Source organism: Amycolatopsis sp. NPDC021455, from assembly GCF_040640995.1.
Lineage (GTDB): Bacteria > Actinomycetota > Actinomycetes > Mycobacteriales > Pseudonocardiaceae > Amycolatopsis.
In genome coordinates this window covers 222845-245795 of record NZ_JBFACT010000002.1, presented here as the reverse complement: position 1 = coordinate 245795, position 22951 = coordinate 222845, and the positions used below count along the sequence as shown (strand labels likewise).

The following is a 22951-nucleotide window of genomic DNA, read 5'->3' as shown; positions in this document are numbered from 1 at the left end:
TTTCTGCATAGCGGAAGCTCAACGCCGACGTAAGGAGGGCCACCGTGCCGGCGGAGAAGAACGGTCGCGACGGCGGCGTCCAGTCCCTGCAGCGCGCCTTCGAGCTGCTGGAACACCTCGCGGACACCGGCGGCGAGGCGAGCCTGTCCGAGCTGGCGACGTTGTCGGGGCTGCCGATGCCGACGATCCACCGGCTCATCCGCACCCTGGTCGACCTGGGGTACGTCCGCCAGAACACGAACCGCCGCTACGCGCTGGGCGCGCGCCTCATCCGGCTGGGCGAGAACGCGAGCATGCAGTTCGGCGCGTGGGCGCGGCCGCTGCTGGCGGAGCTGGTGGAAGAGGTCGGCGAGACAGCCAACCTGGCGGTCTTGGAGCGCGACGAGGTCGTGTACGTGGCCCAGGTGCCTTCGAAGCATTCGATGCGGATGTTCACCGAGGTCGGACGGCGGTTGCTGCCGCACGGGACGGGTGTCGGGAAGGCGATGCTGGCGCACCTGCCCGCTTCGGAGGTGCGGGAACTGCTCGGCCGGACGGGGATGCCCGCGTACACCGAGCACACGTTCACCGATCCGGACGCCCTGGCGGCGGAGCTGTCTCGGATCGCTTCGCAGGGGTATGCGCTGGATGAGGCGGAGCAGGAGCTGGGGGTCCGGTGTGTCGCGGTGGCGGTGCCGGGAGCGCCGGTGCCCGCGGCGGTGTCGGTGTCCGGGCCGTCGGGACGGCTGACCGCCGAGGCGGTGGCGCACATCGCCCCGGCGGTGCAGCGGGTGGCGGACGCCCTGGGAGCGAGCCTTTCCCAGGCAGCGTTATCAGTGTGACTTAGAGTGATATCCGACTACAGAAAGCTAGCCCCGGTGTCGTCGGCTTGGCGGCCGCCGGTAAAGTACGCGGCATGGCCAGCCTCGAAGACCTCGAAGCCCGCGTGAGCGTCCTGGAAGAGCAGATGCGGCACACCCGGCAGGACGCCGCGGCCGCGCGCATACTCGCCGGCACGGCGGACCGTGACGTCTCCGAGTTCAAGCAGGTCCAGAACGGTCACACCAAGGTCCTGAACGCGGTACGTGAGACCCAGCTCGAGCACGGACGAGACATCGCCGGGCTCAAGACCGAGGTCGCCGATCTCAGGGCCGAAATGCAAAGCGGCTTCACCAAGGTCAACATCGGCATGGAGCAGATGAGCCGGCTGCTTCAGCAGGTCATCGACAAGAGTTGACTCCTCAGGTCAGCTCCCCCGCCAGCATGTCCATCAACAGTCCGTCGTGCCAGGTGCCGTCGGCTCCTCGCTCGTAGTTCCGCAGCACGCCCACCGGCCGGAACCCCACCTTCGTGTACACCCGGATCGCGGTCTCGTTGGCCGCCGCCGGGTCGATCGTCAGGCGGTGGTGCCCGTGGGCGAACAGATGCCGGGCCAGCGCACGGATCGCGTCCGTTCCGACGCCCCGGCCGTGGAAGTCCGGGTGCACCGAGATGTCGATGCCCGCGTGGCGGTACTGCGGGTCCAGCTCCTCGCAGCTCTGGATCAGCCCGACGACCTCGCCGTCGAGTTCGATCACGTAGACCGAGTAGCCCTCTTCGACCTCGTACAGGCCTTCGGTTTCCGTGTCCGGCGAACCCCACCAGCGGCCGACCTCCGGGGTGGCCAGGATTTCGTGCACACGGGCGCGGTCCGCTGCGCCGATCGGACGCAGCCGCACCCGATCGCCGTGAATGGCGGTCATTTCCTTCCCTCTCTCGTAGCGAATGACGGCTTCGGGGCGTCTGATACGAGGAGGGGCACGAGCGGACGTGCGTCAACCGGGCATGCCCGGATTCTGCGCCGGCCGCGTCCGCTCGTCATCCGATTTTCGCCGGAGGGACGGCCGATGGACTCCTACACCGGCGGTGCGCTGGCCTGGTTCGCCCAGGGTGCCGCTTCGAACCTCCTGGAACGGCTCGTCGACCGCGCGCTCGACGGCCCGCCGCCGCTGCCCGCCTGGCCGCGCCCGGGCCGGGCGCCCGCCGGGACGGCCGAGATCTCCGTGCGCCAGCACCTGACCACCAAGGTGCGCACACCGGTGATCCTCACGCTCCAGGAAGACGGCAGCCGCACCGGCACGGCGTTCTCCGTCGTGCTCGGCCACACCACCCGCGTCGCCCTGCCGGGCGGCGACTACTTCGGCGCGGCGATGGTCGTCGACCCGCTGCGGCGCCGCGGCCCGACCCTGCAGGGCATCGGCTGGACCCGGCTGACGGTCACGGCCCGCCGGACGTCACCGGTCGTCATCCCCGCCCAGCGGCCGACCGCACCGGTGCTCCTCGGCCTGGGCCTGCGCAAACCCGACGGGACGCCGCTCTTCCGGCTCTAGCGAATTTCGTCGCACGTCACGGCGCTGCAGAGCCGGACGGTGGCGCAGGGCGTGTTCACCGACGCCGCCGGACGGTTGACCGAGCGCGGGTTCGACCGGCTCCTCGACGGACGGCACCAGCCCGTTCGAGCTGCCACCGCCGCAGCCCGCCACCCCGCCGCGTCAGCTTCCGAGCTCGCGGTCCGGCGAGCTGCGTGCCGCGCTGCAGGCCCAGATCGTGCGGCGCGGCACCGAAGCCGACGACGGCAGGTTCCCGCCGATCACCTAGCCGAGCAGCGCGTCCACGAAGGCACCCGGCTCGAACGGCGCCAGGTCGTCCGGGCCTTCGCCCAGCCCGACCAGCTTCACCGGGACCCCCAGCTCCTTCTGGACCTGGAACACGATGCCGCCCTTGGCGGTGCCGTCCAGCTTGGTCAGGACGATGCCCGTGACGTCGATGACCTCGGCGAACACCCGCGCCTGCATCAGCCCGTTCTGGCCCGTGGTCGCGTCGAGGACCAGCAGCACCTCGTCGACCTTCGCCTGCTTCTCGACGACGCGCTTGACCTTGCCCAGCTCGTCCATCAGGCCCGTCTTCGTGTGCAGCCGGCCCGCGGTGTCGACCAGGACCGCGTCGACGCCGGTGTCCACGCCGCGTTTGACCGCGTCGAACGCCACCGCTGCCGGGTCCGCGCCCTCCTTGCCGCGGACGACCTCCGCGCCGACGCGCTCGGCCCACGTCTGGAGCTGGTCGGCCGCCGCCGCGCGGAACGTGTCCGCCGCGCCCAGCACCACCGACTTGTCCTGGGCGACCAGGACCCGGGCGAGCTTGCCGGTGGTCGTCGTCTTGCCCGTGCCGTTGACGCCCGCGACCAGCACCACCGCGGGCTGCTTCTTGCCGTCGACGATGTGCGGCAGCGCCCGCACCGCGCGCTCGCCGTCGGTGGACAGCTGCGCCGTGAGCACCTCGTGCAGCACCTCGCGTGCTTCAGCCGACGACCGCACCGCACGCCGGGAAAGCTCGTCGCGCAACCGCTCGACGATCTGGCTTGTCGTGGCCGCGCCGAGGTCGGCCATCAGCAGCGTGTCTTCGACGTCCTGCCAGGAGTCCTCGTCGAGGTCGCCGGCGCCGAGCAGGCCGAGCAGGCTCGTCCCGAACACCGACCGCGACTTCGACAGCCGGCCGCGCAGCCGCTCCAGGCGGCCGGACGCGGGCTCGATCTCTTCGGTGGCGGGCGCCGGTTCTTCGGGCGCCTCCGGCAGTTCGACGTCGTGCACCGTGCGCTGCGCGGAGTCGCGCGGCACGGCCGCGTCGTCGCCCACCGCGGGCTGACCATCGACCTCCGGGCGGTCTTCGACCGGGTGCTCGACTTCGGGAGCCGTGCCGCCCGGCGCGAGCGCGATGCCCCCACTGGCCGCGTACGAGCCGCCCTTCGGTTTCTCCTCGACCTCGCGCTGGGCGTCCAGGCTGATCCGGCGCCTGCGCGCGATCAGCAGGCCGGTCACCAGCAGGGCGACCAGGACGACGACGGCGACGACTACGAACAGGAACCAGGTGCTCGACACGGCCCCATCCTTTCATCCGCGCCCCCGCGCGCCGGACACCCCGTCCACCCAGGCAATTCATCACTACGTAGGTCCCGATTGGGCCAAGACTTCACGACGTGGGTTGCGTCACATCGGAAGCTCCACTAAACCCCTCCGGATGGGGAAAACCGCGAGCCACGGATTTCGGGTGATCGGCCTGCTTTCGGGCACGTCGCTCGACGGGATCGACGTGGCCGCCGCCGACCTGCACGCCGAGGACGGCACGGTCGTGCTGACGCCGCTCGGCGAACTCGACGTCCCCTACCCCGAACCGCTGCGCGAGGCCCTGCTCGCCGCGCTGCCGCCGAACCCGTGCACCGCGGGCGAGCTGACGCGGCTCGACACCGGCGTGGGCCAGGCCTTCGCCGAGGCGGCCGCGCACGGCGTCGAAGAGCTGGGCGGCGCGGACCTCGTCGCGTCGCTGGGCCAGACGGTCTTCCACTGGGTGGAGGATGGCCACGTCCGCGGCACCCTGCAGCTCGGCCAGCCCGCCTGGATCGCCGAACGCACCGGGCTGCCGGTGTGCGCCGACCTGCGAGCCCGCGACGTCGCCGCGGGTGGCCACGGCGCTCCCCTGGCGAGCACGCTCGACCAGCTGTGGCTACGCGGCTTGGCCGAGGGCGCCGGCCGGCCCGTCGCCGCGCTCAACCTCGGCGGGATCGCGAACATCACCGTCGTCGCCGCGGGCGAGCCGGCGATCGCCTACGACACCGGGCCCGCCAACGCGCTGCTCGACCTCGCGGCCCACCGCGTCACCGGGCGGCGCAGCGACGTCGACGGGCAGCTCGCCCTGAGCGGGTCGGTGCGTTCCGATCTGCTCGGCCGGCTGCTCGCCGACCCGTACTTCGCCGCCGCACCCCCGAAGTCCACCGGCAAGGAGCACTTCAACGCGCCCTACCTCGACGCCGCGCTGGCCGGTCTGGACGCGGTCGATCCGGGCGATCTGCTCGCGACGCTGACCGAGCTGACCGCCGTCACCGTCGCCGGCGAGTGCCGCCGCCACGGCGTCACCACGGTCATCGCCTCCGGCGGCGGTGTCGCGAACCCGGCGGTGATGGCGGCGCTGGCGAGGAACCTGGGGGATTCCACGGTGCTGAAGACCAGCGACGACCTCGGCCTGCCCGGTGCCGGCAAGGAGGCGTACCTCACCGCGCTGCTCGGCTGGCTCACCTGGTGCGGCGTGCCCGGTACGGTGCCGTCGGCGACGGGCGCCCGCGGGCCGCGCCTGCTCGGCGCGCTGGTCCCGGGCGCCGGGCCCCTGAACCTTCCCGCCCCGCTGGGGGGCGCCGTGACGCGGTTGCGAGTCGCGGAGAAGGCCGGATGACAGTAGGAGAGATCCATGCGCGGTGTTGACCTCGCGATCATCGTGGTCTACCTGGCGGCGATGCCGCTGATCGGCGTGCTCGTCGGCCGGAGGCAACGGTCGGCGGCCGACTACTTCGTCGGCGAGCGCAGCCTCCCGTGGGGCGCGGTGATGCTGTCCGTGGTGGCCACGGAAACCTCGACGCTGACCGTGATCAGCACACCCGGGCTGGTCTTCGGCAACGCGTTCCTGTTCCTGCAGCTGGCCTTCGGCTACATCATCGGCCGGACCATCGCCGCGTTCGTGCTGCTGCCGCGGTACTTCCGGGGCAACCTCGTCAGCGCGTACGCGTTCCTCGGGAAGCGGTTCGGCTCGGGGCTTCAGGGCACCGCGTCGGTGACGTTCGTGATCACGCGCTTGCTTGCCGAGGGCGTCCGCCTGTTCGCCGGCGCCATCCCGATCAAGGTGATCCTCGCGCACTACGACATCCACCTGGACTACTGGCTGATCGTCGTCATCCTGACCGCGCTGACGCTGATCTACGCCTACATCGGCGGGATCAAGGCGGTCGTCTGGGTCGACGTCATCCAGCTGTCGCTGTACCTCGGCGGCGCCGCGGTGGCCGCGATCGTGCTGCTGAACAAGCTGCCCGCCGACTGGGCGTCGCAGGCGTCCGCGGACGGCAAGTTCATGCTCGTCGACTTCACGAAGAACCTGCTGACCAGCCCGTACGCCTTCGTGACGGCGGTGCTCGGCGGCGCGGCGTTGTCGATGGCCTCGCACGGCGCCGACCAGCTGATCGCGCAGCGGCTGATGGCCACGCGCAGCCTCCGCGACGGCCAGAAGGCGCTCATCGGCAGCGGCGTCATCGTCACCGTGCAGTTCGCGCTGTTCCTGCTGGTCGGGGCGATGCTGTGGGTGTTCAACGGCCGCAAGACGGTCGCGCAGCTCGGCCTGCAGAGCCCGGACGACGTGTTCTCGCGGTTCATCATCGACGACCTCCCCGTCGGCGTCTCGGGCCTGCTCATCGCCGGTGTCCTCGCTTCGACGATGGGCGCCTTGGCTTCGGCGCTCAACGCGCTTTCGACGTCGACCGTGGCCGACCTCTACCAGCGGTTCACCAAACGTTCACCCGAGGATTCGAAGCTGCTGCGGCACGGTCGCATGTGGACACTGATCTGGGCGGTCGTGTTCGCGGTGTTCGCATCGCTGTTCTCCACCACGAAGAACTCGGTGATCGAGCTGGGTCTCGCGATCACCGGCTACACCTACGGCGCGCTGCTGGGCTCGTTCCTGCTGGGCCTGCTGGTCAAGAAGGCGCGGCAGGCGGACGCCATCGTCGCGTTCGTCGTCACGGTCGTGGTGATGGCGTTCGTCATCCTCGGGGTGAAGTTCAACGCCAAGACCGGCGGGCTGATCGGCGTCGACTTCAGCAAGGCGGCCGGAGACCGCGTGGCGCTCGCCTACCCGTGGTACACGCTGCTCGGCGTGGTGATCACGCTGGTCGTCGGGGGTCTGCTGGCCCTGCGGCACCGGACGCCGGACCCGAAGGCCGCCGAGGCCGAAGCCGCGGGCGAGACGGAAGAAGTTCGCGCCGCCTGATCCTTCTGAACCGTTTCCGGCGGGCTCCCGTGTTCGATTGCGGGAGCCCGCCGGAAAGCGGCGGGAGGAATCGAAGGTGGGAACATGAAACGGATGACGGTGGCGCTCGCGGTCGGCGCCCTGCTGGTCGGCGGCGCGGCGACGGCTTCGGCCACCCCGGCGGCGCCGAAGATCCCGGACACGATCAAGGTCCCCGACGGCAACCGCCCGCTGGCCACCTACTACGGCGAGGGCGTGCAGATCTACGGCTGCACGAACGGCGCGTGGGCGCTGATCCAGCCCGCCGCGGTGCTGTCGAAACACGGCCACCCGGTGGCCATCCACAGCAAGGGCCCGGTGTGGACGTCCACTGTGGACGGCAGCACGGTCGGCGCGGCGGCCGCCGCTTCGTCACCGCGCAAGGACGCGATCCCGGAGCTGCTGCTCAAGGCGAACCTCAACACCGGAGACGGCGTCTTCGGCAAGGTGACGTACATCCAGCGCCTCAACACCCGCGGCGGCGTGGCCCCGGCCGGGGCGTGCACGGCGGGCGCCCAGACGGCGGTCCGCTACTCGGCCGACTACGCCTTCTGGGTGGCCAAGTAGCAAGCGCCCCAATGTGGCGTTGGGTGCGTTGAACGCACCGAACGCCACATTGGGTGCGTTGGACGCAACCAACGCCACATTGGGGCGCATTGCCGGAGGCGGACGCCGCGGATCGGCGACGCCACCCACATCGGCGACGACCTGAGGCACTACGAGCCGCGCGTGCGGGGCGAAGACCGCCGCGCACCGCGGGAAGACGAGATGTGACGCCTCAGCCGGCCGGGACCGGCTCCTCTTCGGTCGTGCGCAGGCGCTGCGAGATCACCTTCGTGATGCCGTCGCCCTGCATGCTCACGCCGTAGAGCGCGTCCGCGATCTCCATCGTCGGCTTCTGGTGGGTGATGATGATCAGCTGCGACGAGTCGCGCAGCTGCTCCAGCAGCCCGATCAGCCGGCGCATGTTGGTGTCGTCCAGCGCGGCCTCGACCTCGTCCATGACGTAGAAGGGTGACGGCCGGGCGCGGAAGATCGCGACCAGCATGCCCACCGCGACCAGCGACTTCTCGCCACCCGACAGCAGCGACAGCCGCTTGACCTTCTTGCCCGGCGGGCGCGCCTCGACGTCGACGCCGGTGCTCAGCAGGTCGTCCGGCTCGGTGAGGACCATCCGGCCCTCGCCACCGGGGAACAGGACGCCGAACACCGTCTCGAACTCGCGGGCCACGTCCGCGTACGCCGAGGCGAAGACCTCGAGGATCTTCTCGTCGACCTGCTTGATGACCGCTTCGAGGTCCTTGCGGGTGTCCTTGAGGTCTTCCAGCTGCGTGGAGAGGAACTTGTACCGTTCCTCCAGCGCCGCGAACTCCTCCAGCGCGAGCGGGTTCACCTTGCCCAGCAGCGACAGGTCCTTCTCCGCACGCTTGGCGCGGCGGGCCTGGGTGTCACGGTCGTAGGGCATCGGCGGCGGCGCCGTGACGTCTTCGCCGCGCTCCTTGGCTGCCTCGTACTCGGCCATCTCGCCCGCGCTCGGCGGGACCGGGACGTCCGGGCCGTACTCCTGGACCAGGTCGGTGAGGCCGATGCCGAAGTCCTCGGCGATCTTGGCTTCGAGGGTCTCCAGGCGCAGCCGCTGTTCGGCGCGCAGCACCTCGTCGCGGTGGACGGCGTCGGTCAGCTTTTCCAGCTCGCCGGTGAGCTCGCGGACCTTGGCGCGGACGCCGGTCAGCGCCTGCTCGCGGCTCTGGCGGCGGGCCTGGACCTGGTCGCGTTCGGTGGCCGCGCGCTGGACCGAGTGCTCGATGCGTTCGAGGGCGATCTCGCCGGCGTTGACGACGGCGTTGGCGATCTCGGCACCGCGCTTGCGGGCGGCGGCGGCACGCTCGGCGCGTTCCCGGGCCTGCTGCTCGGCGTGCGCGGCGCGGCGGAGGCCTTCGGCCTTGCCCGCGATGCTGCGCGCGCGCTCTTCGGAGGTGCGCTGCGCGAGCCGCGCCTCCATCTCCTCCTGCCGCACGACGGCCAGTTCCTCGACGGCCTGGTCGCGCTCGGCGGTGTCCGGGTCGTCCTCGACGGGCTGCTCGGCGACGGCGGCGAGGCGTTCCTCCAGCTCGGCGAGCTGAGCCAGGGCCTGAACGCGGCTCTGCTCGACCTTCGCGCGCTGCCCGGACAGCCGCTCGACCTCGGCCTGCGCCTGGCGGGCGGCCTGCTGCAGCCGGTTGAGCCGCTCCGACGAACGCGCCTTGCGCACCTTCGCCTCGCCAAGGGCGTCCTTGGCCTGCGAAACCTCTTCGCGACGCGCTTGCTGTTCGGCGCGGGCGCCTTCCAGCTCGGCCGCGTACCGCTCCAGCGAGCGTTCGGCCAGGCGGAGCCGCTCCGCCGCCTCGTCGACAGCGGCCTGGACCTCGATCACGCTCTCGCGCTTGCCGGAGCCGCCGATCGCCCAGCGAGCCCCGAAGACGTCACCCTCGGCGGTGACCGCCCGGACGTCGGGGTGGACCGCGACCAGGTGGCGCGCCGCGTCGAGGTCGCGAACGATGGCCAGCTTGTCGAGGGCCTGCTCGACGGCGGGTCGCAGCTGTGCGGGAGCCGTGACGACCTCACGCGCCCAGCGCGCGCCTTCCGGCAGCGACGGCCACGAGTATGTGTCCACAGTGGACTCGGGGCCGCCCAGCAGGATTCCCGCCCGGCCGGAGTCGGTGTCCTTCAGGTACTTCAGCGCGCGCAGGGCGTCTTCGCCGCCGGTGACGGCGACCGCGTCGGCCACCGGGCCGAGCGCCGCGGCCAGCGCGACTTCGTACCCCGGCTCCACGGTCAGCAGCGCGGCGACCGAGCCGAGCAGGCCCGGCAGCTCGTGGGACGCGCCGAGCAGCGCGCCCGCGCCGTCCTTGCGTTTGAGCCCCATGGACAGCGCCTCGACGCGCGCCTTCTCCGACGCGATCTCGCGCTCGGCGGCGCGTTCGGCCTTGACCAGCTCTTCGACGCGCGCCTTGGCCGCGTTGTTGGCCTCGACCGCGCGGTCGTGGCGGTCCATCAGGCCGGCGTCGTCGGATTCCTCGGCGCTGCCTTCGGCCTTGGCCATCTCCAGCTCTTCGACGGCGATCTCGGCGCGCTCGGCGGCCTCTTCGAGGGAGACGCTGAGCCGGTCGATCTCGTCGGAGGTGGCGCCGTTCTTGCTGCGCAGGGCCTCGACCTGACCGGTCAGCTTGGCCATGCCCTCGCGGCGGTCGGCGATGGCGCGGACGGCGGCCCAGTGCGCGCGCTCGGCGGCTTGGACGCGCTGTTCGAGATCCTCGCGGCGCAAGACGGTCTGGGCGAGCAGCTCCCGGGCCTCCATGACGGCCTCGTTGAGCTCCTCCTCCTGCTCGGCGACGCGCTCGGCCTCTTCGAGGAGCTCTTCGGGGTCGCGGCCGCCGGTGTTCGTCGCGACGTCGGCGGAGAGGTGCCGCTGGCGCTCGATGGCGAGGCGGACGGTGCCGCGCAGGCGCTCGGCCAGCGCGGACAGCTTGTACCAGGTCTCCTGGGCGGTCTGCAGCAGCGGCGCGTCCTCGGCGAGCGAGGCTTCCAGCTCGGCTTCTTCGGCCGAGACGATCTCGAGGGTCTGTTCGACTTCGGCGCGGCGCGCGCGGGCCGTCTTCTCGTCGGCCTCCTCGCGCGCGATCGCCTCGCGCTGGGTGACGAGGTCGTCGGCCAGCAGGCGCAGCCGGGCGTCGCGCAGCTCGGACTGCACCGACTGGGCCTTGCGGGCGATCTCGGCCTGCTTGCCCAGCGGCTTGAGCTGGCGGCGCAGCTCGGTGGTGAGGTCGCCGAGGCGGTCGAGGTTGCCCTGCATGTTGGCCAGCTTGCGCAGGGTCTGTTCCTTGCGCTTGCGGTGCTTGAGGACGCCGGCGGCCTCTTCGATGAAGGCGCGGCGCTCTTCGGGCTTGGACTCGAGGATCGCCGACAGCTGGCCCTGCCCGACGATGACGTGCATCTCGCGGCCGATGCCGGAGTCCGACAGCAGCTCCTGGACGTCCATCAGGCGGCAGCGGTCGCCGTTGATCTCGTACTCGCTCGCGCCGTCGCGGAACATCCGGCGGGTGATCGAGACCTCGGAGTACTCGATGGGCAGCGCGCCGTCGGCGTTGTCGATGGTGAGGGTGACCTCGGCGCGGCCGAGCGGGGCGCGGCCCGCGGTGCCGGCGAAGATGACGTCCTCCATCTTGCCGCCGCGCAGGTCCTTGGCGCCCTGGGTGCCCATGACCCAGCGCAGCGCGTCCAGCACGTTGGACTTGCCCGAGCCGTTCGGCCCGACCACGCAGGTGATGCCCGGTTCGAAGCGCAGCGTGGTGGCCGAGGCGAAGGACTTGAAGCCCTTGAGCGTCAGGCTTTTCAGGTGCACGTGGTGCTGACCCCTCTGGCCGCGATTACTGGCGAATCAATCGTCCCAGGCTACCTGGGGGTGTCCGGGGTCCGCCGGATGCGCCCCCTCCTCGGCGCGCCTAGCACATCCGGACCGGCCCCAGCAACACCACCAGCCACACCGGCCCCGGACGGCCTACCGCTCGACGAAGCCGGAGAGGCCCCCTTTCGGGTCGGACCAGCGCTCGGCGACGTGCTCCACACTTCCGGGTGATTCTCCCGACCGCAACGCGGCCAACAGCCGCTGACAGTGGTCACGGCTACCCTCCGCGATGACCTCGACACGGCCGTCGGCGAGGTTGCTCGCGCTCCCGACCAGGCCGAGTTCGAGCGCGCGGCTGCGCGTCCACCAGCGAAAACCCACTCCCTGCACCCGGCCGCGCACCCACGCCGTCAGCCGGGTGTGCGTTTCTTCCTCACTCACGCCGTTCCTCCCTTCCGGGTCAACCGACCGCGCACAGTAACGGATCAAGGCCACTACCTGCGCGAATACCCACGAGCCGGTGATAGCCTCGCCGCCGAGGTCGGTCCCCCGCCGTGGCTTCGCCCGATACACGACCTCAGCACCGCGCCTCCCCGAAATCCCCAAGGAGCCCCGTATGCCCCGCCCCGACGGGTCAGATTCGAGCTCGCGCGTCACCAGGATCGACACCGCGCCGCCCAGGAGCAGCAAACCGAACCGCACCGGGTACGTCGTGCTCGGGGTGGCCGGGCTGGTCGTCGCGACCGCGTTCGCCGCCGTGGCCGAGCTCGCCGGGCCGGTCCCCGCCAGCACCGCGGGCGGCACCGGGGGGCCCGGTGGCCAGGGCACCGTCCCGGCCGGGGTGCAGACGCTGCCGACAAGCCCGTCGTCCAGCGACCCGGCGACCTCCAGCGGGGCGCCCACCACGTCGAGCCCCTCGTCTTCGAGCGCCCCGACGACGGTCGTGTCGGTGAGCCCGGACGGCAAGACGACCACCACGGTCGTCACGCAGGCTTCGCCGCCGCCCCCGCCGCCGCGCAACGACACCGGCGACAACCCGCCGCCGGTGCACACGTCGGTGACTCCCCCGCCGAAGACGTCGACCACACCGCCGACGACGACCCCGACGACGTCCTCCCCGGACCCGACGACGACCACCAGCCCGGCCGGCGGCGGCTCCAGCTCGGCCGGCGCCCCCGCGTCGAGCACGACGGGCACCAGCACGACGGCCTAGCCCAAGCGCCCCAATGTGGCGTTCGGTGCGTCCAACGCACCCAATGTGGCGTTCGGTGCGTCCAACGCACCCAATGTGGCGTTCGGTGCGTTGAGCGCAACCAACGCCACATTGGGGCGCTTGAGAACGGCGCCGATCAGGCCAGGACCGCCGCGACCATCGCGTCGCGCAGGAACTTCCCGTAGCGCTCCGGGGGCCAGCCGCGCTCGAGGCAGAGCAGCTCGTACTGCTCGGGGCCGTGGTAGGTCCACAGGATGTCGCGGACGTCGTCGGCGGTCAGGCCCGGCTTGACCTGCCCGGTGCCCATCAGCTCGGCCGAGAAGTACGTCATGGCCATGAGCATCTCCTGCCGCATCTGCGCCCACACCTCGGCGGCCGCGGGGTCGGCGGCGGCCGCGTCACGCGCCAGCAGCTGCACCGGCGACACCGCCGGGGCGATGCCCACCAGGTGGTCGAGGTACAGCTCGATCTTCCGCACCGCGTCCGGCTCGGCCCGGATCTCGGCGATGAAGTCGCGGCCGGCGATGGGGACGTCCTCGTCGTCGCCCGCGACCGTCACGTCGAAGACGGCCTTGAGCAGCGTCGCCTTGTTGGCGAACGCCTTGTAGACGGTCTGCACGGCCACGCCCGCTGTCTTCGCCACCTCGGGCATCGCCGTGCCCGCGTACCCCTTCTCCCGGAAGAGCCCCGACGCCGCCGCCAGGATGCGGCGGCGGTTCTCCCGTGCTTGCTCCTGACGCCGGGACGTGTCGTACCGGCGCTTGACAGGCTCAACCATTTAGGTAGAGACTCCTCTATCGAATAGATGTCCATCTATCATGACACCCTGAGGGGGCGCTGACCATGATGGAACAAGCCACGACCGACGCCGTCACCGCCGCGCGGGACCTCGCGCCCGAGCTGAGCGCGCGGGCCGTCGAGGCCGAGCAGCTCCGGACCCTGCCCCGCGACCTCGTCGAGCGGGCCCGGTCCGCGGGCCTGTTCCGCCTGGCGACGCCCCGGGCACTCGGCGGGCAGGAGCTGCCGCCCGCCACGATCGTCGAGGTGATCGAGGAGCTTTCGCGCGCGGACGGCTCCGCGGGCTGGACGATCACCATCGGCAACGGCTCGGCGTTCCTCGCCTGGCTCGACCCGGCCGTGGCCGCCGGCCTCGTCGCCGAGGTCCCGGAGCCGATCGGCGGCGGCGTGTTCGCCCCGATGGGCCGGTTGGTCCCGGACGGCGCCGGGAAGTTCGCCCTCGCCGGCCGGTGGGGGTTCTGCAGCGGCAGCCCGCACAGCGACCTGTTCTTCAACGGCGCCATGGTCTTCGACGGCGACGCGCCCCGGATGCTGCCGGGACGCGGGCCGGACTGGCGGCTGGCCGTCGTCCCCGCCGGGCAGGCGCGGGTGATCGAGAACTGGGACGTCAGCGGCCTGCGCGGCACCGGCAGCCACGACGTCGCGGTCGAGGCGGTGGTGGCCGAGGAGCACACGGCGTCGCCGTTCACCGAACCGGCGCGGCACGACGGCCCGCTGTGGCGGCTCCCGTTCTTCACGTTCGTCGGCACGCTGATGGCGGGCGTCCCGCTCGGCATCGCGCGGCGCGCGCTGGACGAGTTCACGACGTTCGCGCCGGCGAAGTTCCGCCCGCCGGGCCCGGGCCCGATCGCCGAGGACGGCGACGTCCAGCTCGCCCTGACCCGCGCCGAGGGAAAGCTGCGCTCGGCCCGCGCGTTCGTCTTCGACGCGCTCGGCTCACTGTGGGACGCGGCGCTGGCGGGCGACGTGCCGGACGTCCGGCTGCGCGGCCAGTTCCTGCTGTCGACGCAGCAGGCGATGCGCGCTTCACTCAGCGCGGTGAACATCGCGTTCGGCTACGCGGGCGCGGGCGCCCTGCACGCGGACCAGCCGATGCAGCGCTGCTTCCGCGACCTCCACGCGGCGGCCCAGCACATCTACTTCTCGACGGCGGCGTCCAAGCGGTACGCCAAGCTGCGGTTCGGGATCGAGCAGCAGACGTTCTGGTTCTGAGCGTCGCAGGGTCAGGCTTCGAAGCGGTACCCCATGCCCGGCTCGGTCAGCAGGTGCCGGGGCCGCGAGGGCTCCGGCTCCAGCTTGCGCCGCAGCTGGGCCAGGTACACCCGCAGGTAGTGGGACTCCGTCTCGTACGACGGGCCCCACACCTCGTGCAGGAGCTGCTTCTGCGCCACCAGCCGGCCGCGGTTGCGGACCAGCAGCTCCAGCACGCCCCACTCCGTCTTCGTCAGGTGGACTTCCTCGCCGTCGTGGCGGCGGACCTTCTTCGCCGCCAGGTCCACGGTGAACGACGACGTGTCCACCACCGCTTCCGCGCCGTCCGCGCCCGCCACCGCCGAGCGGCGGACCGCCGCCCGCAACCTCGCCAGCAGCTCGTCCATGCCGAACGGCTTCGTCACGTAGTCGTCGGCGCCCGCGTCGAGGGCCTCGACCTTGTCCGCCGAGTCGCCGCGGGCCGACAGCACGATGATCGGGACCGTCGTCCAGCCGCGCAGGCCGGCGATCACCTCGGTGCCGTCGAGGTCGGGCAGGCCGAGGTCGAGCACGACGACGTCGGGCTTGGTCTCGGCGACCGCCTTGAGCGCGGCCGTGCCGTCGTGCGCCGTGATCACCTTGTAGCCGCGGGCGGTCAGGTTGATCCGCAGTGCCCGCACGATCTGCGGCTCGTCGTCCACCACCAGCACGGTGGCGCCCGGGTCGCTCATCGCACCCCCTCTTCGACTTCTTCGTAGCTGACACTGTGCTCCGGCAGGGAGACCACGATCGTGAGCCCGCCGCCCGGCGTGTCCTCGGCGCGGATCGCGCCGCCCATCGCCTCGGTGAACCCCTTCGCGACCGACAGCCCGAGCCCGACGCCGGGGGTCGTGTCCCGGTCGCCGCCGAGGCGCTGGAACGGCGCGAACGCCGAGTCCGCGGCCCCCTTGCGCAGTCCCTTGCCGTGGTCGACGATCCGCAGCTCGACCTGGCCGGAGTGCGCGCTGGCCCGTGCCGAAACCGGTGCCCCGCCGTGCCGCAGCGCGTTGTCCAGCACGTTCGCCACCACGCGTTCCAGCAGGCCGGGATCGGCGAGCACCGACGGCAGCTGGTCGTCGATCGCCACCCGCACCGCGTCCGAACCATCCACAGTGGACAGCGCGTGCGCGACGACCTCGTCGTACCCCACCGGGCGCAGGTGCGGCTTCACCGCGCCGGTGGCCAGCCGCGAGGAGTCCAGGAGGTTGTCGATGAGCCCGGCGAGCCGGTCGGCCGACAGCTCGATGGCCTCCATCAGCTCCGCCGTGTCCTCTTCGGACAGTTCGAGGTCCGCGGCGCGCAGGCTGCCGATCGACGCCTTGATCGACGTCAGCGGCGTGCGCAGGTCGTGCCCGACCGCGGACAGCAGCGTCGTGCGCAGCTCGGTGGCTTCGGCCTTGCGCTCGGCGCGGGCCGCGGCGGCGGCCGCGCGCTGCTGCCGCAGGGACAGCAGGGCCTGCCCGGCCACGGCTTCCAGCACCCGCCGGTCCGCGGCCGCGAGCGCCCGCCCGCGCAGCGTCAGGTGCACGTCGGCGGTGACGGCGATGTCGACGTCGGCCTCGTCCGGATCGGCGCACGGGTGGTCCCCCGCGGTCGCCACGCACTGCCACGCCCCGTCCTGCTTCTCCAGCAGCGTCACCGACGTCAGCACGAAGTTCTCGCGGACCTTCTGCAGCAGCCGCTCGATCGGGTTCGAATGGGTCAGCACCGTCCGCGCGTAGGAGGCCAGCAGCGCCGCTTCGGTCCGCGCCCGCGCCGCCTGCGCGGCCCGGCGCGCGGCCTGATCGACGACCAGCGCGACGAGCACCGCGACCACGACCATCGCGATCAACGTCACCAGGTTCTGCGGGGTGTGCACGTTGAGCGTGTACAGCGGCGGGGTGAAGAAGAAGTTGAGCAGCCCGGCGCCGAGCACGGCCGCGGCCAGCGCCGGGCCGAGGCCGCCGACCAGGGCGACGATCACCGTGGCCAGCACGTAGGAGATGACATCGGTGGCGAAGTCGAGCCCGCTCGGCACGAAGACGCCGATGAGCGTGACCAGTACCGGCAGCGTGACGGCCAGCACCCAGCCCGCGACCAGCCGCGAGAGCCCCAGCGGGCTCGCGCCCAGCCCGGCCCGCAGGCGGCCGCCCGCCTGCCCGTGGGTGACCATGTGCACGTCGATCGGTCCCGATCGCTGGACGACCGAAGCGCCGATGCCCTCGTCGAACAGCCGGGCCACGCGGGAGCGCCGCGAGGTGCCGATCACCAGCTGGGTCGCGTTGACCCCGCGGGCGAAGTCCAGGAGCGCGGCCGGGACGTCGTCGCCGACGACCGTGTGGAACGTCGCGCCCACCTCCTCGGCGAGCTTGCGGCAGCGGGCCAGCGCGGCGGGCCCGATCCCGGCCAGGCCGTCCCCGCGCAGGATGTGCACCACCTGCAGCTCGGCGCCGGCGCGAGTGGCGATCCGGCTGGCGCGGCGGATGAGCGTCTCGCTCTCCGGGCCGCCGGTGATGGAGACGACGACGCGTTCGCGGGCTTCCCACGTGTCGGTGATCCGCTGCTCGGCGCGGTAGCGCTGGAGGGCGACGTCGACCTGGTCGGCCACCCAGAGCAGGGCCAGTTCGCGGAGGGCGGTGAGGTTGCCGGGGCGGAAGTAGTTGCCGAGCGCGGCGTCGATCCGCTCGGCCGGGTAGACGTTGCCGTGGGCGAGCCGCCGGCGCAGGGCCTCGGGGGTGATGTCGACCAGCTCCAGCTGCTCGGCGCGGCGGACGACCTCGTCCGGCACGGTCTCCTGCTGGGTGACGCCGGTGATCCGCTCGACGACGTCGTTGAGGCTCTGCAGGTGCTGCACGTTGACCGTGGACAGCACGTCGATGCCGGCGTCGAGCAGCGTGTCCACGTCCTGCCAGCGCTTGGCGTTGCGCGAACCCGGCACGTTGGTGTGCGCCAGCTCGTCGACGACCGCGACTTCCGGCGCGCGGGCCAGGACGGCGTCGAGGTCCATCTCCTCGAACTCACGGCCGCGGTGCCCGGCACGCCGCCGCGGGACGACCTCGAGGCCGTCGAGCAGCTCGGCGGTCTTCGCCCGGCCGTGCGTCTCCACCAGCCCGACGACGACGTCGGTGCCGCGGTCGAGGCGCCGCCGGGCTTCGCCGAGCATGGCGAAGGTCTTGCCTACGCCCGGCGCCGCGCCGAGGTAGATCCTCAGCTCGCCCCGGCGCGGCTTCACGGGTGCGTTCTCGGTGGTCACGCTGTCAGTGTGCCCTTCCGGCCGCGGCGCGCACGGCCAAGTCGAGCGTTCACTCTGCGGTCCTGGGAGTCCCCGCCGGAAGTCCGGCTGACGGCGCCTTGACGCGTTCCTGACACCCGTTTACGCCGTCTTGACGGGCCGGTGGTGGCCATCACGCAAACGCTTGCCCGTTTCTAGCGGCATGTTGTTGGTCAGTGACTCATGCCACAGTCCGTGACCGAACAAGTGCGGAAAGTGCAATTCGGGCAGACAAGATCTCCGGCTCGTGTTACACCTGGGTTAACAAGATAGTTGTATCGGCTAAGCAATTGTGGAGGGGTTCGCCATGTGCGGTATCGCCGGCTGGGTTTCCTACGACGCCGACCTCACCCGCCGCCAGGACGTGGTCGATGCCATGACAGGGACGATGGCCTGTCGCGGCCCGGACGACTCGGGGACGTGGGTGCGCCGGCACGTCGCGCTCGGCCACCGGCGGCTGGCCATCATCGACCTGCCCGGCGGCCGTCAGCCGATGACGGTCACCACGCCGAACGGCGACGTCGCGATGGTCTACAGCGGTGAGGCCTACAACTTCACCGAGCTCAAGGAAGAGCTGACGAAGCTGGGCCACACCTGGGAGACCGACAGCGACACCGAAGTCGTGCTGCACGGCTACCTGCAGTGGGGCGACGCGGTCGCCGACCACCTCAACGGCATGTACGCCTTCGCGATCTGGGACGAGCGCGACGACCGGCTCGTCATGATCCGCGACCGCATGGGCATCAAGCCGTTCTACTACTACCCCACGGCCGACGGTGTCCTGTTCGGCTCGGAGCCGAAGGCGATCCTGGCGAACCCCCTGGCCGGGAAGGTCGTCGACACCGACGGCCTGCGCGAGCTGATGGCGTTCACCAAGCGGCCCGGCTGGTCGCTGTGGAAGGGCATGGAGGAGGTCCGGCCGGGCACGATCGTCACCGTGACGCGCGAAGGCGTCCGGACCCGCACGTACTGGAAGCTGGACGCGAAGCAGCACACGGACGACCAGGAGACGACGGTCGCCCGCGTCCGCGAGCTGATGACCGACATCGTCAACCGCCAGCTCGTCGCCGACGTCCCCCGCTGCGTGCTGCTCTCGGGCGGGCTGGACTCCAGCGCTGTCACCGGACTCGCGGCCGCGCGGTTGGCGGAGCAGGGCGAGCAGCTGCGGACGTTCTCCGTCGACTTCTTCGGCCAGGAGGAGAACTTCAAGCCGGACGAGATGCGCGACACCGCGGACTCGCCGTTCGTCCGCGACGTCGCGGCACTGGTGGGGTCGGCACACAAGGACGTCGTGCTGAACCCGGCCGAGCTGACCGACCCGGAGGTGCGGCGCGCGGTGCTGCGGGCGCGGGACATCCCGGCCGGGCTGGGCGACATGGACACGTCGCTGTACCTGCTGTTCAAGGCGATCCGCGGCGAGTCGACGGTGGCCCTGTCGGGCGAGTCGGCCGACGAGGTGTTCGGCGGCTACCGCTGGTTCTTCGACGAGGCCGCGGTCAACGCCGACATGTTCCCGTGGATCGCCTTCCGCACCGCGATGATGACCGACCGAGCGTCGATCTACACGCCCGAGCTGATGGCGAAGATGGACCTGGAGGCCTACCTCGGCGACCAGTATTCGTCCGCCGTCGCCGAGGTCGAGCACCTGGACGGCGAGTCCGCGGCCGAGGCCCGGATGCGGACGATCTGCCACCTCCACCTGACCCGGTTCGTGCGGATGCTGCTCGACCGCAAGGACCGCGCGTCGATGGCGGTGGGCCTGGAGGTCCGCGTCCCGTTCTGCGACCACCGGCTGGTCGAGTACGTCTACAACACGCCGTGGTCGCTGAAGACGTTCGACGGCCGCGAGAAGAGCCTGCTGCGGCACGCCACCTCGCACGTGCTGCCCGCGTCGGTCGCTCAGCGGGTCAAGAGCCCGTACCCGTCGACGCAGGATCCGGGCTACGCGGCGGCGTTGCAGCAGCAGGCCAAGGAGGTGCTGGCCGAGCCCCGCCACGCGGTGTTCGACCTGGTCGACCGGTCGTGGGCGCACCGGGTGTCCGAAGTGGACCCGGCCACGATGGACCCGGCGGCCCGCGTCGGCCTGGACCGCCTGCTCGACCTGTACCACTGGCTGGAGATGTACACCCCGGAGCTGCAGCTCGACTGACAGCTCGACTGACGTTGCCGACGTGACTGAACCCGGAACTCGCGAGTTCCGGGTTCAGTCACGCGAGTTCCGGCTAGCGGCGGACCTCTTCCAGGCGAACCGGACGGCGTTCCCGGCGCGAGACCTCGCAAGCCTCCGCGATGTAGAACGCCTCCAAAGCGTCGGCCGCCCCACAAGGCGAAGGGGCTCGGCCCGCGACGACGTCGAGGAACGCCCGCAGCTCCGTCGTGTACGCCGGGCGGAAGCGCTCCATGAATCCCGGGTAGGCCGGTCCGGGCAGCGGCGGCACCCCCGGCTCCACCGACCGCAGCGGCGACCGGTCGTCCAGGCCCACGACGACGCCGGAAGCCGAGCCGAGCACGTCGAGGCGCACGTCGTAGCCCGCGCCGTTGTAGCGGGTCAGCGACACCGTCGCCAGTGTTCCGTCGTCCAGGGTGAGCGTCGCCGCCGCCGTGTCGACGTCGCCCGCGTCGACGAAGAACTGCTCGCCGCGGTTGGCGCCGACCGCGTACACCTCGGCGACCTCGCGGCCGCTGACCCAGCGGACGATGTCGAAGTCGTGCACGCCGCAGTCGCGGAACAGCCCGCCCGAGTGCGCCACGTACTCCGCCGGCGGGGGCGCCGGGTCGAACGTCGTCGCGCGCAGCGTGTGCAGCCAGCCCAGCTCGCCCGACGCGACCGCCGCCCGCGCCGCCGCGTAGCCCGCGTCGAACCGGCGCTGGAAACCGATCTGGACGGGGACGTCCGACGCCTCGATCCGGTCGATGACGGCCAGGGTGCCCGGGATGTCCGCGGCCACCGGCTTTTCGCAGAACACCGGGATGCCCGCGTCGACCGCGGCGATGATCAGGCCCGGGTGCGCGTCGGTGGCCGCCGTGACGACCAGTCCGTCCAGGCCCGCGGTGAAGAGCCCGTCGAGGGAGACCGCTTCGACGCCGAGCTTCGCGGCGGCGGACGCGGCTCGCGCGGTGTCGACGTCGGCCACGACGACCGACTCGACCTCCTCGAAGCCCTTCAGCGTCTCCGCGTGCGCGGTGCCGATCCGGCCGGTGCCCGCCAATCCCAACCTCATCGTGGTGCTCCTCCTGTGTCAGAAAACTCGGCGGTGGTCGCCCGGACCACCAAGGACGGGTGCAGCAGGTGCCGGACCGGCTCCGTGCGTTCCCCGCGGACGCGCTGGATCAGCGCTTCGAAGGCCAGCCGCGCCATGTCCTTGCGTGGCTGGTCGATCGTGGTCAGGGAAAGGTGCCGCAACGCGGCGAGCGACGTGTTGTCGTAGCCGACGATCGAGACGTCTTCGGGCACGCGCAGCCCGGCCTCTTCGAGCGCCGAGATCGCCCCCACGGCGTTGAAGTCGTTGCCGGAGACCAAGCCCGTCGGCAGCTCCGGGCGCGAGTACGCGGCCAGCAGCTCCCGCACGGCCTTCTCGCCCCCGATGTCGGTGTGTTCGCTGCGCACGACGATCGGCTCGAGACCGTGCCGCCGCATCGCCGACTCGAAGCCGCGCCGCCGCTGCGCCGCGCCGGCCGCGCCGCCGCCGTCGAGGTGGGCGATGCGGCGGTGCCCGAGGCCGACCAGGTGGTCGACGGCCAGCGCCGACCCCGCCTCACCGTCGTCGTTCACCGTGTCCACTGTGGACGAACGGGCGGTCCGGGAGACCAGGACGACCGGGCACTGCCGGGCCGCGACCTGGATCGCCGAGGCCGGGACGACCGGGGAGAGCAGGATGATCCCGGCCGGGCGGAAGGAAAGCAGGTTGTGCAGGGCGTTCCACTCGCGCGTGGGACTGCGGCCGCCGGTGTTGAGGATCAGGTCGAACCCCGCCGCCTGCGCGGCGGTGTCCAGCTCTTCGACGATGTCGGCGAAGAAGGCGTTGCGCAGGTCGTTGACCATCACGCCGAGCACCGTCGACGTCCGGCTGGCCAGCGACCGCGCCATGACGTGCGGCTGGTAGCCGAGCTCCTCGGCCGCGCGCAGCACCGCCGCGCGGCGGGCGTCGGAGACCTTCGGTGAATTGTTCATCACCAGGGAGACCAGCGCGCGGGAAACTCCCGCCCGCGCGGCGACGTCCTCCATCGTCGGACGCACGACCCCACCTCCCCTGATCTCGGAAAACTCGGCCTTGACTTTGCTGTGACGGACGCTACAAGATTAGAGCGCTCTAATCAATAGAGCGCTCCAACGGACCAACGGAGGCCCCTTGTGACAGCGACGATCCGCGTGGCCGCCGCCCCGATCTCCTGGGGCGTCTGCGAAGTGCCGGGCTGGGGCCGGGTGCTGGACGCGGCGACCGTGCTCGGCGAGATGGCGGCCCTCGGCGTCCAGGCCACCGAGCTGGGCCCGCCCGGCTACCTGCCCCGCGACCCGGCGGACCTGCGCGAGCTGCTCGGCAAGTACGGCCTGACGCTCGTCGGCGGCTTCCTCGCCGTCGTGCTGCACGAAAACCAGGAGAACGCGCTCAAGGAAGCCGAGGAGTCGGCCGCGCTGTTCGCCGCGTGCGGTGGTGACGTCCTCGTCCTGGCCGCCGCGACGGGTCTCGACGGCTACGACGACCGCCCGAAGCTCACCGACGCCGAATGGGCGACGCTCGTCGACACCGCGGGCAGGATTCGCGACATCGCCGTCGGCCACGGCCTGCGCACCGTGCTGCACCCGCACGTCGGGACGCACGTGGAGCAGCAGGCCGAGGTCGAGCGCTTCCTCGCCGACTCCGATCTCGGCTTGTGCCTCGACACCGGGCACCTGATGATCGGCGGGACGGATCCGGTCGAGCTGGCGAAGCGGTACCCCGAACGGGTGGGGCACGTGCATCTGAAGGACGTCCGAGAAGACCTGGCGGCCGAGGTCCGCGCGGGGCGGCTCGGCTACACCGAAGCGGTCGGGCGGGGCATCTACACCCCGCTCGGCGAGGGGGATGTGGACGTGGCGTCGATGGTGCGCTCCGTCCAGGCGGCCGGCTACGACGGCTGGTACGTCCTCGAACAGGACACCGCCCTCGGCGAGGAGAGTCCCGACGACCTACCCCGGCGGGACACCGAACGCAGCCTGGCCCACCTCGCGACGATCACCGACTCTCTGTAACTGGTCCCA

At 71.6% G+C, this 22951-nt stretch carries 19 protein-coding genes; 10 read left to right on the top strand and 9 right to left on the bottom strand.

Translation table 11 applies throughout. The features are described 5' to 3' along the window. Positions 1 to 44: 44 nt before the first annotated feature. Both AB0G28_RS04155 and AB0G28_RS04150 read left to right on the top strand, forming a co-directional pair. Entirely contained in the window at positions 45 to 821 is a 777-nt protein-coding gene (locus tag AB0G28_RS04155) for an IclR family transcriptional regulator (protein ID WP_361082774.1), read from the top strand. A gap of 74 nt (positions 822 to 895) precedes the next feature. Continuing rightward, positions 896 to 1216 (top strand): hypothetical protein, encoded by a 321-nt coding sequence (locus AB0G28_RS04150; protein WP_361082773.1) that lies wholly within the window; start codon positions 896 to 898, stop codon positions 1214 to 1216. 4 nt (positions 1217 to 1220) lie between these two features. On the opposite strand, the gene AB0G28_RS04145 is transcribed toward AB0G28_RS04150, so the two are convergent. Continuing rightward, a complete protein-coding gene (locus AB0G28_RS04145; RefSeq protein ID WP_361082771.1) occupies positions 1221 to 1721 on the bottom strand; it encodes a GNAT family protein in 501 nt (166 codons plus the stop codon). A gap of 144 nt (positions 1722 to 1865) precedes the next feature. Here AB0G28_RS04145 and AB0G28_RS04140 point away from each other — a divergent pair, with 144 nt between their 5' ends. Next, entirely contained in the window at positions 1866 to 2348 is a 483-nt protein-coding gene (locus AB0G28_RS04140; protein WP_361082769.1) for a hypothetical protein, read from the top strand. Between the two features lie 264 nt (positions 2349 to 2612). On the opposite strand, the gene ftsY is transcribed toward AB0G28_RS04140, so the two are convergent. Continuing rightward, on the bottom strand, positions 2613 to 3893 hold the full coding sequence (gene ftsY / locus AB0G28_RS04135) for a signal recognition particle-docking protein FtsY (protein WP_361082767.1): 1281 nt from the start codon (positions 3891 to 3893) through the stop codon (positions 2613 to 2615). Between the two features lie 139 nt (positions 3894 to 4032). Between ftsY and AB0G28_RS04130 the strand changes: the two genes are divergently transcribed. The 3 genes from AB0G28_RS04130 to AB0G28_RS04120 all read left to right on the top strand — a co-directional run bounded on the left by AB0G28_RS04130 (position 4033) and on the right by AB0G28_RS04120 (position 7404). Then, positions 4033 to 5238 (top strand): anhydro-N-acetylmuramic acid kinase, encoded by a 1206-nt coding sequence (locus AB0G28_RS04130; RefSeq protein WP_361082765.1) that lies wholly within the window; start codon positions 4033 to 4035, stop codon positions 5236 to 5238. A 15-nt stretch (positions 5239 to 5253) separates the two neighbouring features. Continuing rightward, positions 5254 to 6819 (top strand): sodium:solute symporter, encoded by a 1566-nt coding sequence (locus tag AB0G28_RS04125; RefSeq protein ID WP_361082763.1) that lies wholly within the window; start codon positions 5254 to 5256, stop codon positions 6817 to 6819. 84 nt (positions 6820 to 6903) lie between these two features. Next, the gene (locus AB0G28_RS04120) at positions 6904 to 7404 is read left to right on the top strand and encodes a DUF3455 domain-containing protein (protein WP_361082761.1); all 501 of its coding nucleotides are present in this window, start codon (positions 6904 to 6906) and stop codon (positions 7402 to 7404) included. Between the two features lie 211 nt (positions 7405 to 7615). Here AB0G28_RS04120 and smc read toward each other — a convergent pair whose 3' ends face one another. Beyond that, complete coding sequence (smc, locus tag AB0G28_RS04115) at positions 7616 to 11218, bottom strand: chromosome segregation protein SMC (protein WP_361082759.1); 3603 nt, start codon at positions 11216 to 11218, stop codon at positions 7616 to 7618. 156 nt (positions 11219 to 11374) lie between these two features. Next, complete coding sequence (locus AB0G28_RS04110; protein WP_026469645.1) at positions 11375 to 11662, bottom strand: acylphosphatase; 288 nt, start codon at positions 11660 to 11662, stop codon at positions 11375 to 11377. Between the two features lie 175 nt (positions 11663 to 11837). Here AB0G28_RS04110 and AB0G28_RS04105 point away from each other — a divergent pair, with 175 nt between their 5' ends. Beyond that, a complete protein-coding gene (locus tag AB0G28_RS04105) occupies positions 11838 to 12434 on the top strand; it encodes a hypothetical protein (RefSeq protein WP_361082757.1) in 597 nt (198 codons plus the stop codon). A gap of 136 nt (positions 12435 to 12570) precedes the next feature. Here AB0G28_RS04105 and AB0G28_RS04100 read toward each other — a convergent pair whose 3' ends face one another. Beyond that, complete coding sequence (locus tag AB0G28_RS04100; RefSeq protein WP_361082755.1) at positions 12571 to 13212, bottom strand: helix-turn-helix domain-containing protein; 642 nt, start codon at positions 13210 to 13212, stop codon at positions 12571 to 12573. Between the two features lie 65 nt (positions 13213 to 13277). On the opposite strand from AB0G28_RS04100, the gene AB0G28_RS04095 reads away from it, so the two are divergent. After that, a complete protein-coding gene (locus tag AB0G28_RS04095; protein ID WP_361082753.1) occupies positions 13278 to 14444 on the top strand; it encodes an acyl-CoA dehydrogenase family protein in 1167 nt (388 codons plus the stop codon). Between the two features lie 11 nt (positions 14445 to 14455). Here AB0G28_RS04095 and AB0G28_RS04090 read toward each other — a convergent pair whose 3' ends face one another. Together AB0G28_RS04090 and AB0G28_RS04085 are read right to left on the bottom strand one after the other, a co-directional pair. Next, the gene (locus tag AB0G28_RS04090) at positions 14456 to 15154 is read right to left on the bottom strand and encodes a response regulator (protein ID WP_361082751.1); all 699 of its coding nucleotides are present in this window, start codon (positions 15152 to 15154) and stop codon (positions 14456 to 14458) included. Then, positions 15151 to 17694, bottom strand: a complete 2544-nt coding sequence (locus AB0G28_RS04085; protein ID WP_361082749.1) for a DUF4118 domain-containing protein — start codon at positions 17692 to 17694, stop codon at positions 15151 to 15153. Before AB0G28_RS04085 ends, AB0G28_RS04090 begins: the two co-directional genes overlap by 4 nt. A 325-nt stretch (positions 17695 to 18019) precedes the next feature. Between AB0G28_RS04085 and asnB the strand changes: the two genes are divergently transcribed. Beyond that, positions 18020 to 19861 (top strand): asparagine synthase (glutamine-hydrolyzing), encoded by a 1842-nt coding sequence (gene asnB, locus AB0G28_RS04080; protein ID WP_361082747.1) that lies wholly within the window; start codon positions 18020 to 18022, stop codon positions 19859 to 19861. Positions 19862 to 19934: 73 nt separating this feature from the next. Here the strand turns inward: asnB and AB0G28_RS04075 are convergent, their stop codons facing one another. Together AB0G28_RS04075 and AB0G28_RS04070 are read right to left on the bottom strand one after the other, a co-directional pair. Further along, positions 19935 to 20933 carry a Gfo/Idh/MocA family oxidoreductase gene (locus tag AB0G28_RS04075; RefSeq protein ID WP_361082745.1) on the bottom strand — a complete coding sequence of 333 codons (999 nt, stop codon included), beginning with the start codon at positions 20931 to 20933 and terminating at the stop codon, positions 19935 to 19937. Further along, entirely contained in the window at positions 20930 to 21937 is a 1008-nt protein-coding gene (locus AB0G28_RS04070) for a LacI family DNA-binding transcriptional regulator (protein ID WP_361083139.1), read from the bottom strand. Before AB0G28_RS04070 ends, AB0G28_RS04075 begins: the two co-directional genes overlap by 4 nt. Positions 21938 to 22063: 126 nt before the next feature. On the opposite strand from AB0G28_RS04070, the gene AB0G28_RS04065 reads away from it, so the two are divergent. After that, on the top strand, positions 22064 to 22942 hold the full coding sequence (locus AB0G28_RS04065) for a TIM barrel protein (protein WP_361082743.1): 879 nt from the start codon (positions 22064 to 22066) through the stop codon (positions 22940 to 22942). Positions 22943 to 22951: the final 9 nt, after the last annotated feature.

What these genes read in the sequence shown, in the direction of transcription:
- AB0G28_RS04150 (WP_361082773.1), top strand. Translation starts at nt 896, where the DNA reads ATGGCCAGCCTCGAAGACCTCGAAGCCCGCGTGAGCGTCCTGGAAGAG.
- AB0G28_RS04145 (WP_361082771.1), bottom strand. Translation starts at nt 1,721, where the DNA reads ATGACCGCCATTCACGGCGATCGGGTGCGGCTGCGTCCGATCGGCGCA.
- AB0G28_RS04140 (WP_361082769.1), top strand. Translation starts at nt 1,866, where the DNA reads ATGGACTCCTACACCGGCGGTGCGCTGGCCTGGTTCGCCCAGGGTGCC.
- AB0G28_RS04130 (WP_361082765.1), top strand. Translation starts at nt 4,033, where the DNA reads ATGGGGAAAACCGCGAGCCACGGATTTCGGGTGATCGGCCTGCTTTCG.
- AB0G28_RS04125 (WP_361082763.1), top strand. Translation starts at nt 5,254, where the DNA reads ATGCGCGGTGTTGACCTCGCGATCATCGTGGTCTACCTGGCGGCGATG.
- AB0G28_RS04120 (WP_361082761.1), top strand. Translation starts at nt 6,904, where the DNA reads ATGAAACGGATGACGGTGGCGCTCGCGGTCGGCGCCCTGCTGGTCGGC.
- AB0G28_RS04105 (WP_361082757.1), top strand. Translation starts at nt 11,838, where the DNA reads ATGCCCCGCCCCGACGGGTCAGATTCGAGCTCGCGCGTCACCAGGATC.
- AB0G28_RS04100 (WP_361082755.1), bottom strand. Translation starts at nt 13,212, where the DNA reads ATGGTTGAGCCTGTCAAGCGCCGGTACGACACGTCCCGGCGTCAGGAG.
- AB0G28_RS04095 (WP_361082753.1), top strand. Translation starts at nt 13,278, where the DNA reads ATGATGGAACAAGCCACGACCGACGCCGTCACCGCCGCGCGGGACCTC.
- AB0G28_RS04090 (WP_361082751.1), bottom strand. Translation starts at nt 15,154, where the DNA reads ATGAGCGACCCGGGCGCCACCGTGCTGGTGGTGGACGACGAGCCGCAG.
- asnB (WP_361082747.1), top strand. Translation starts at nt 18,020, where the DNA reads ATGTGCGGTATCGCCGGCTGGGTTTCCTACGACGCCGACCTCACCCGC.
- AB0G28_RS04075 (WP_361082745.1), bottom strand. Translation starts at nt 20,933, where the DNA reads ATGAGGTTGGGATTGGCGGGCACCGGCCGGATCGGCACCGCGCACGCG.
- AB0G28_RS04070 (WP_361083139.1), bottom strand. Translation starts at nt 21,937, where the DNA reads ATGGAGGACGTCGCCGCGCGGGCGGGAGTTTCCCGCGCGCTGGTCTCC.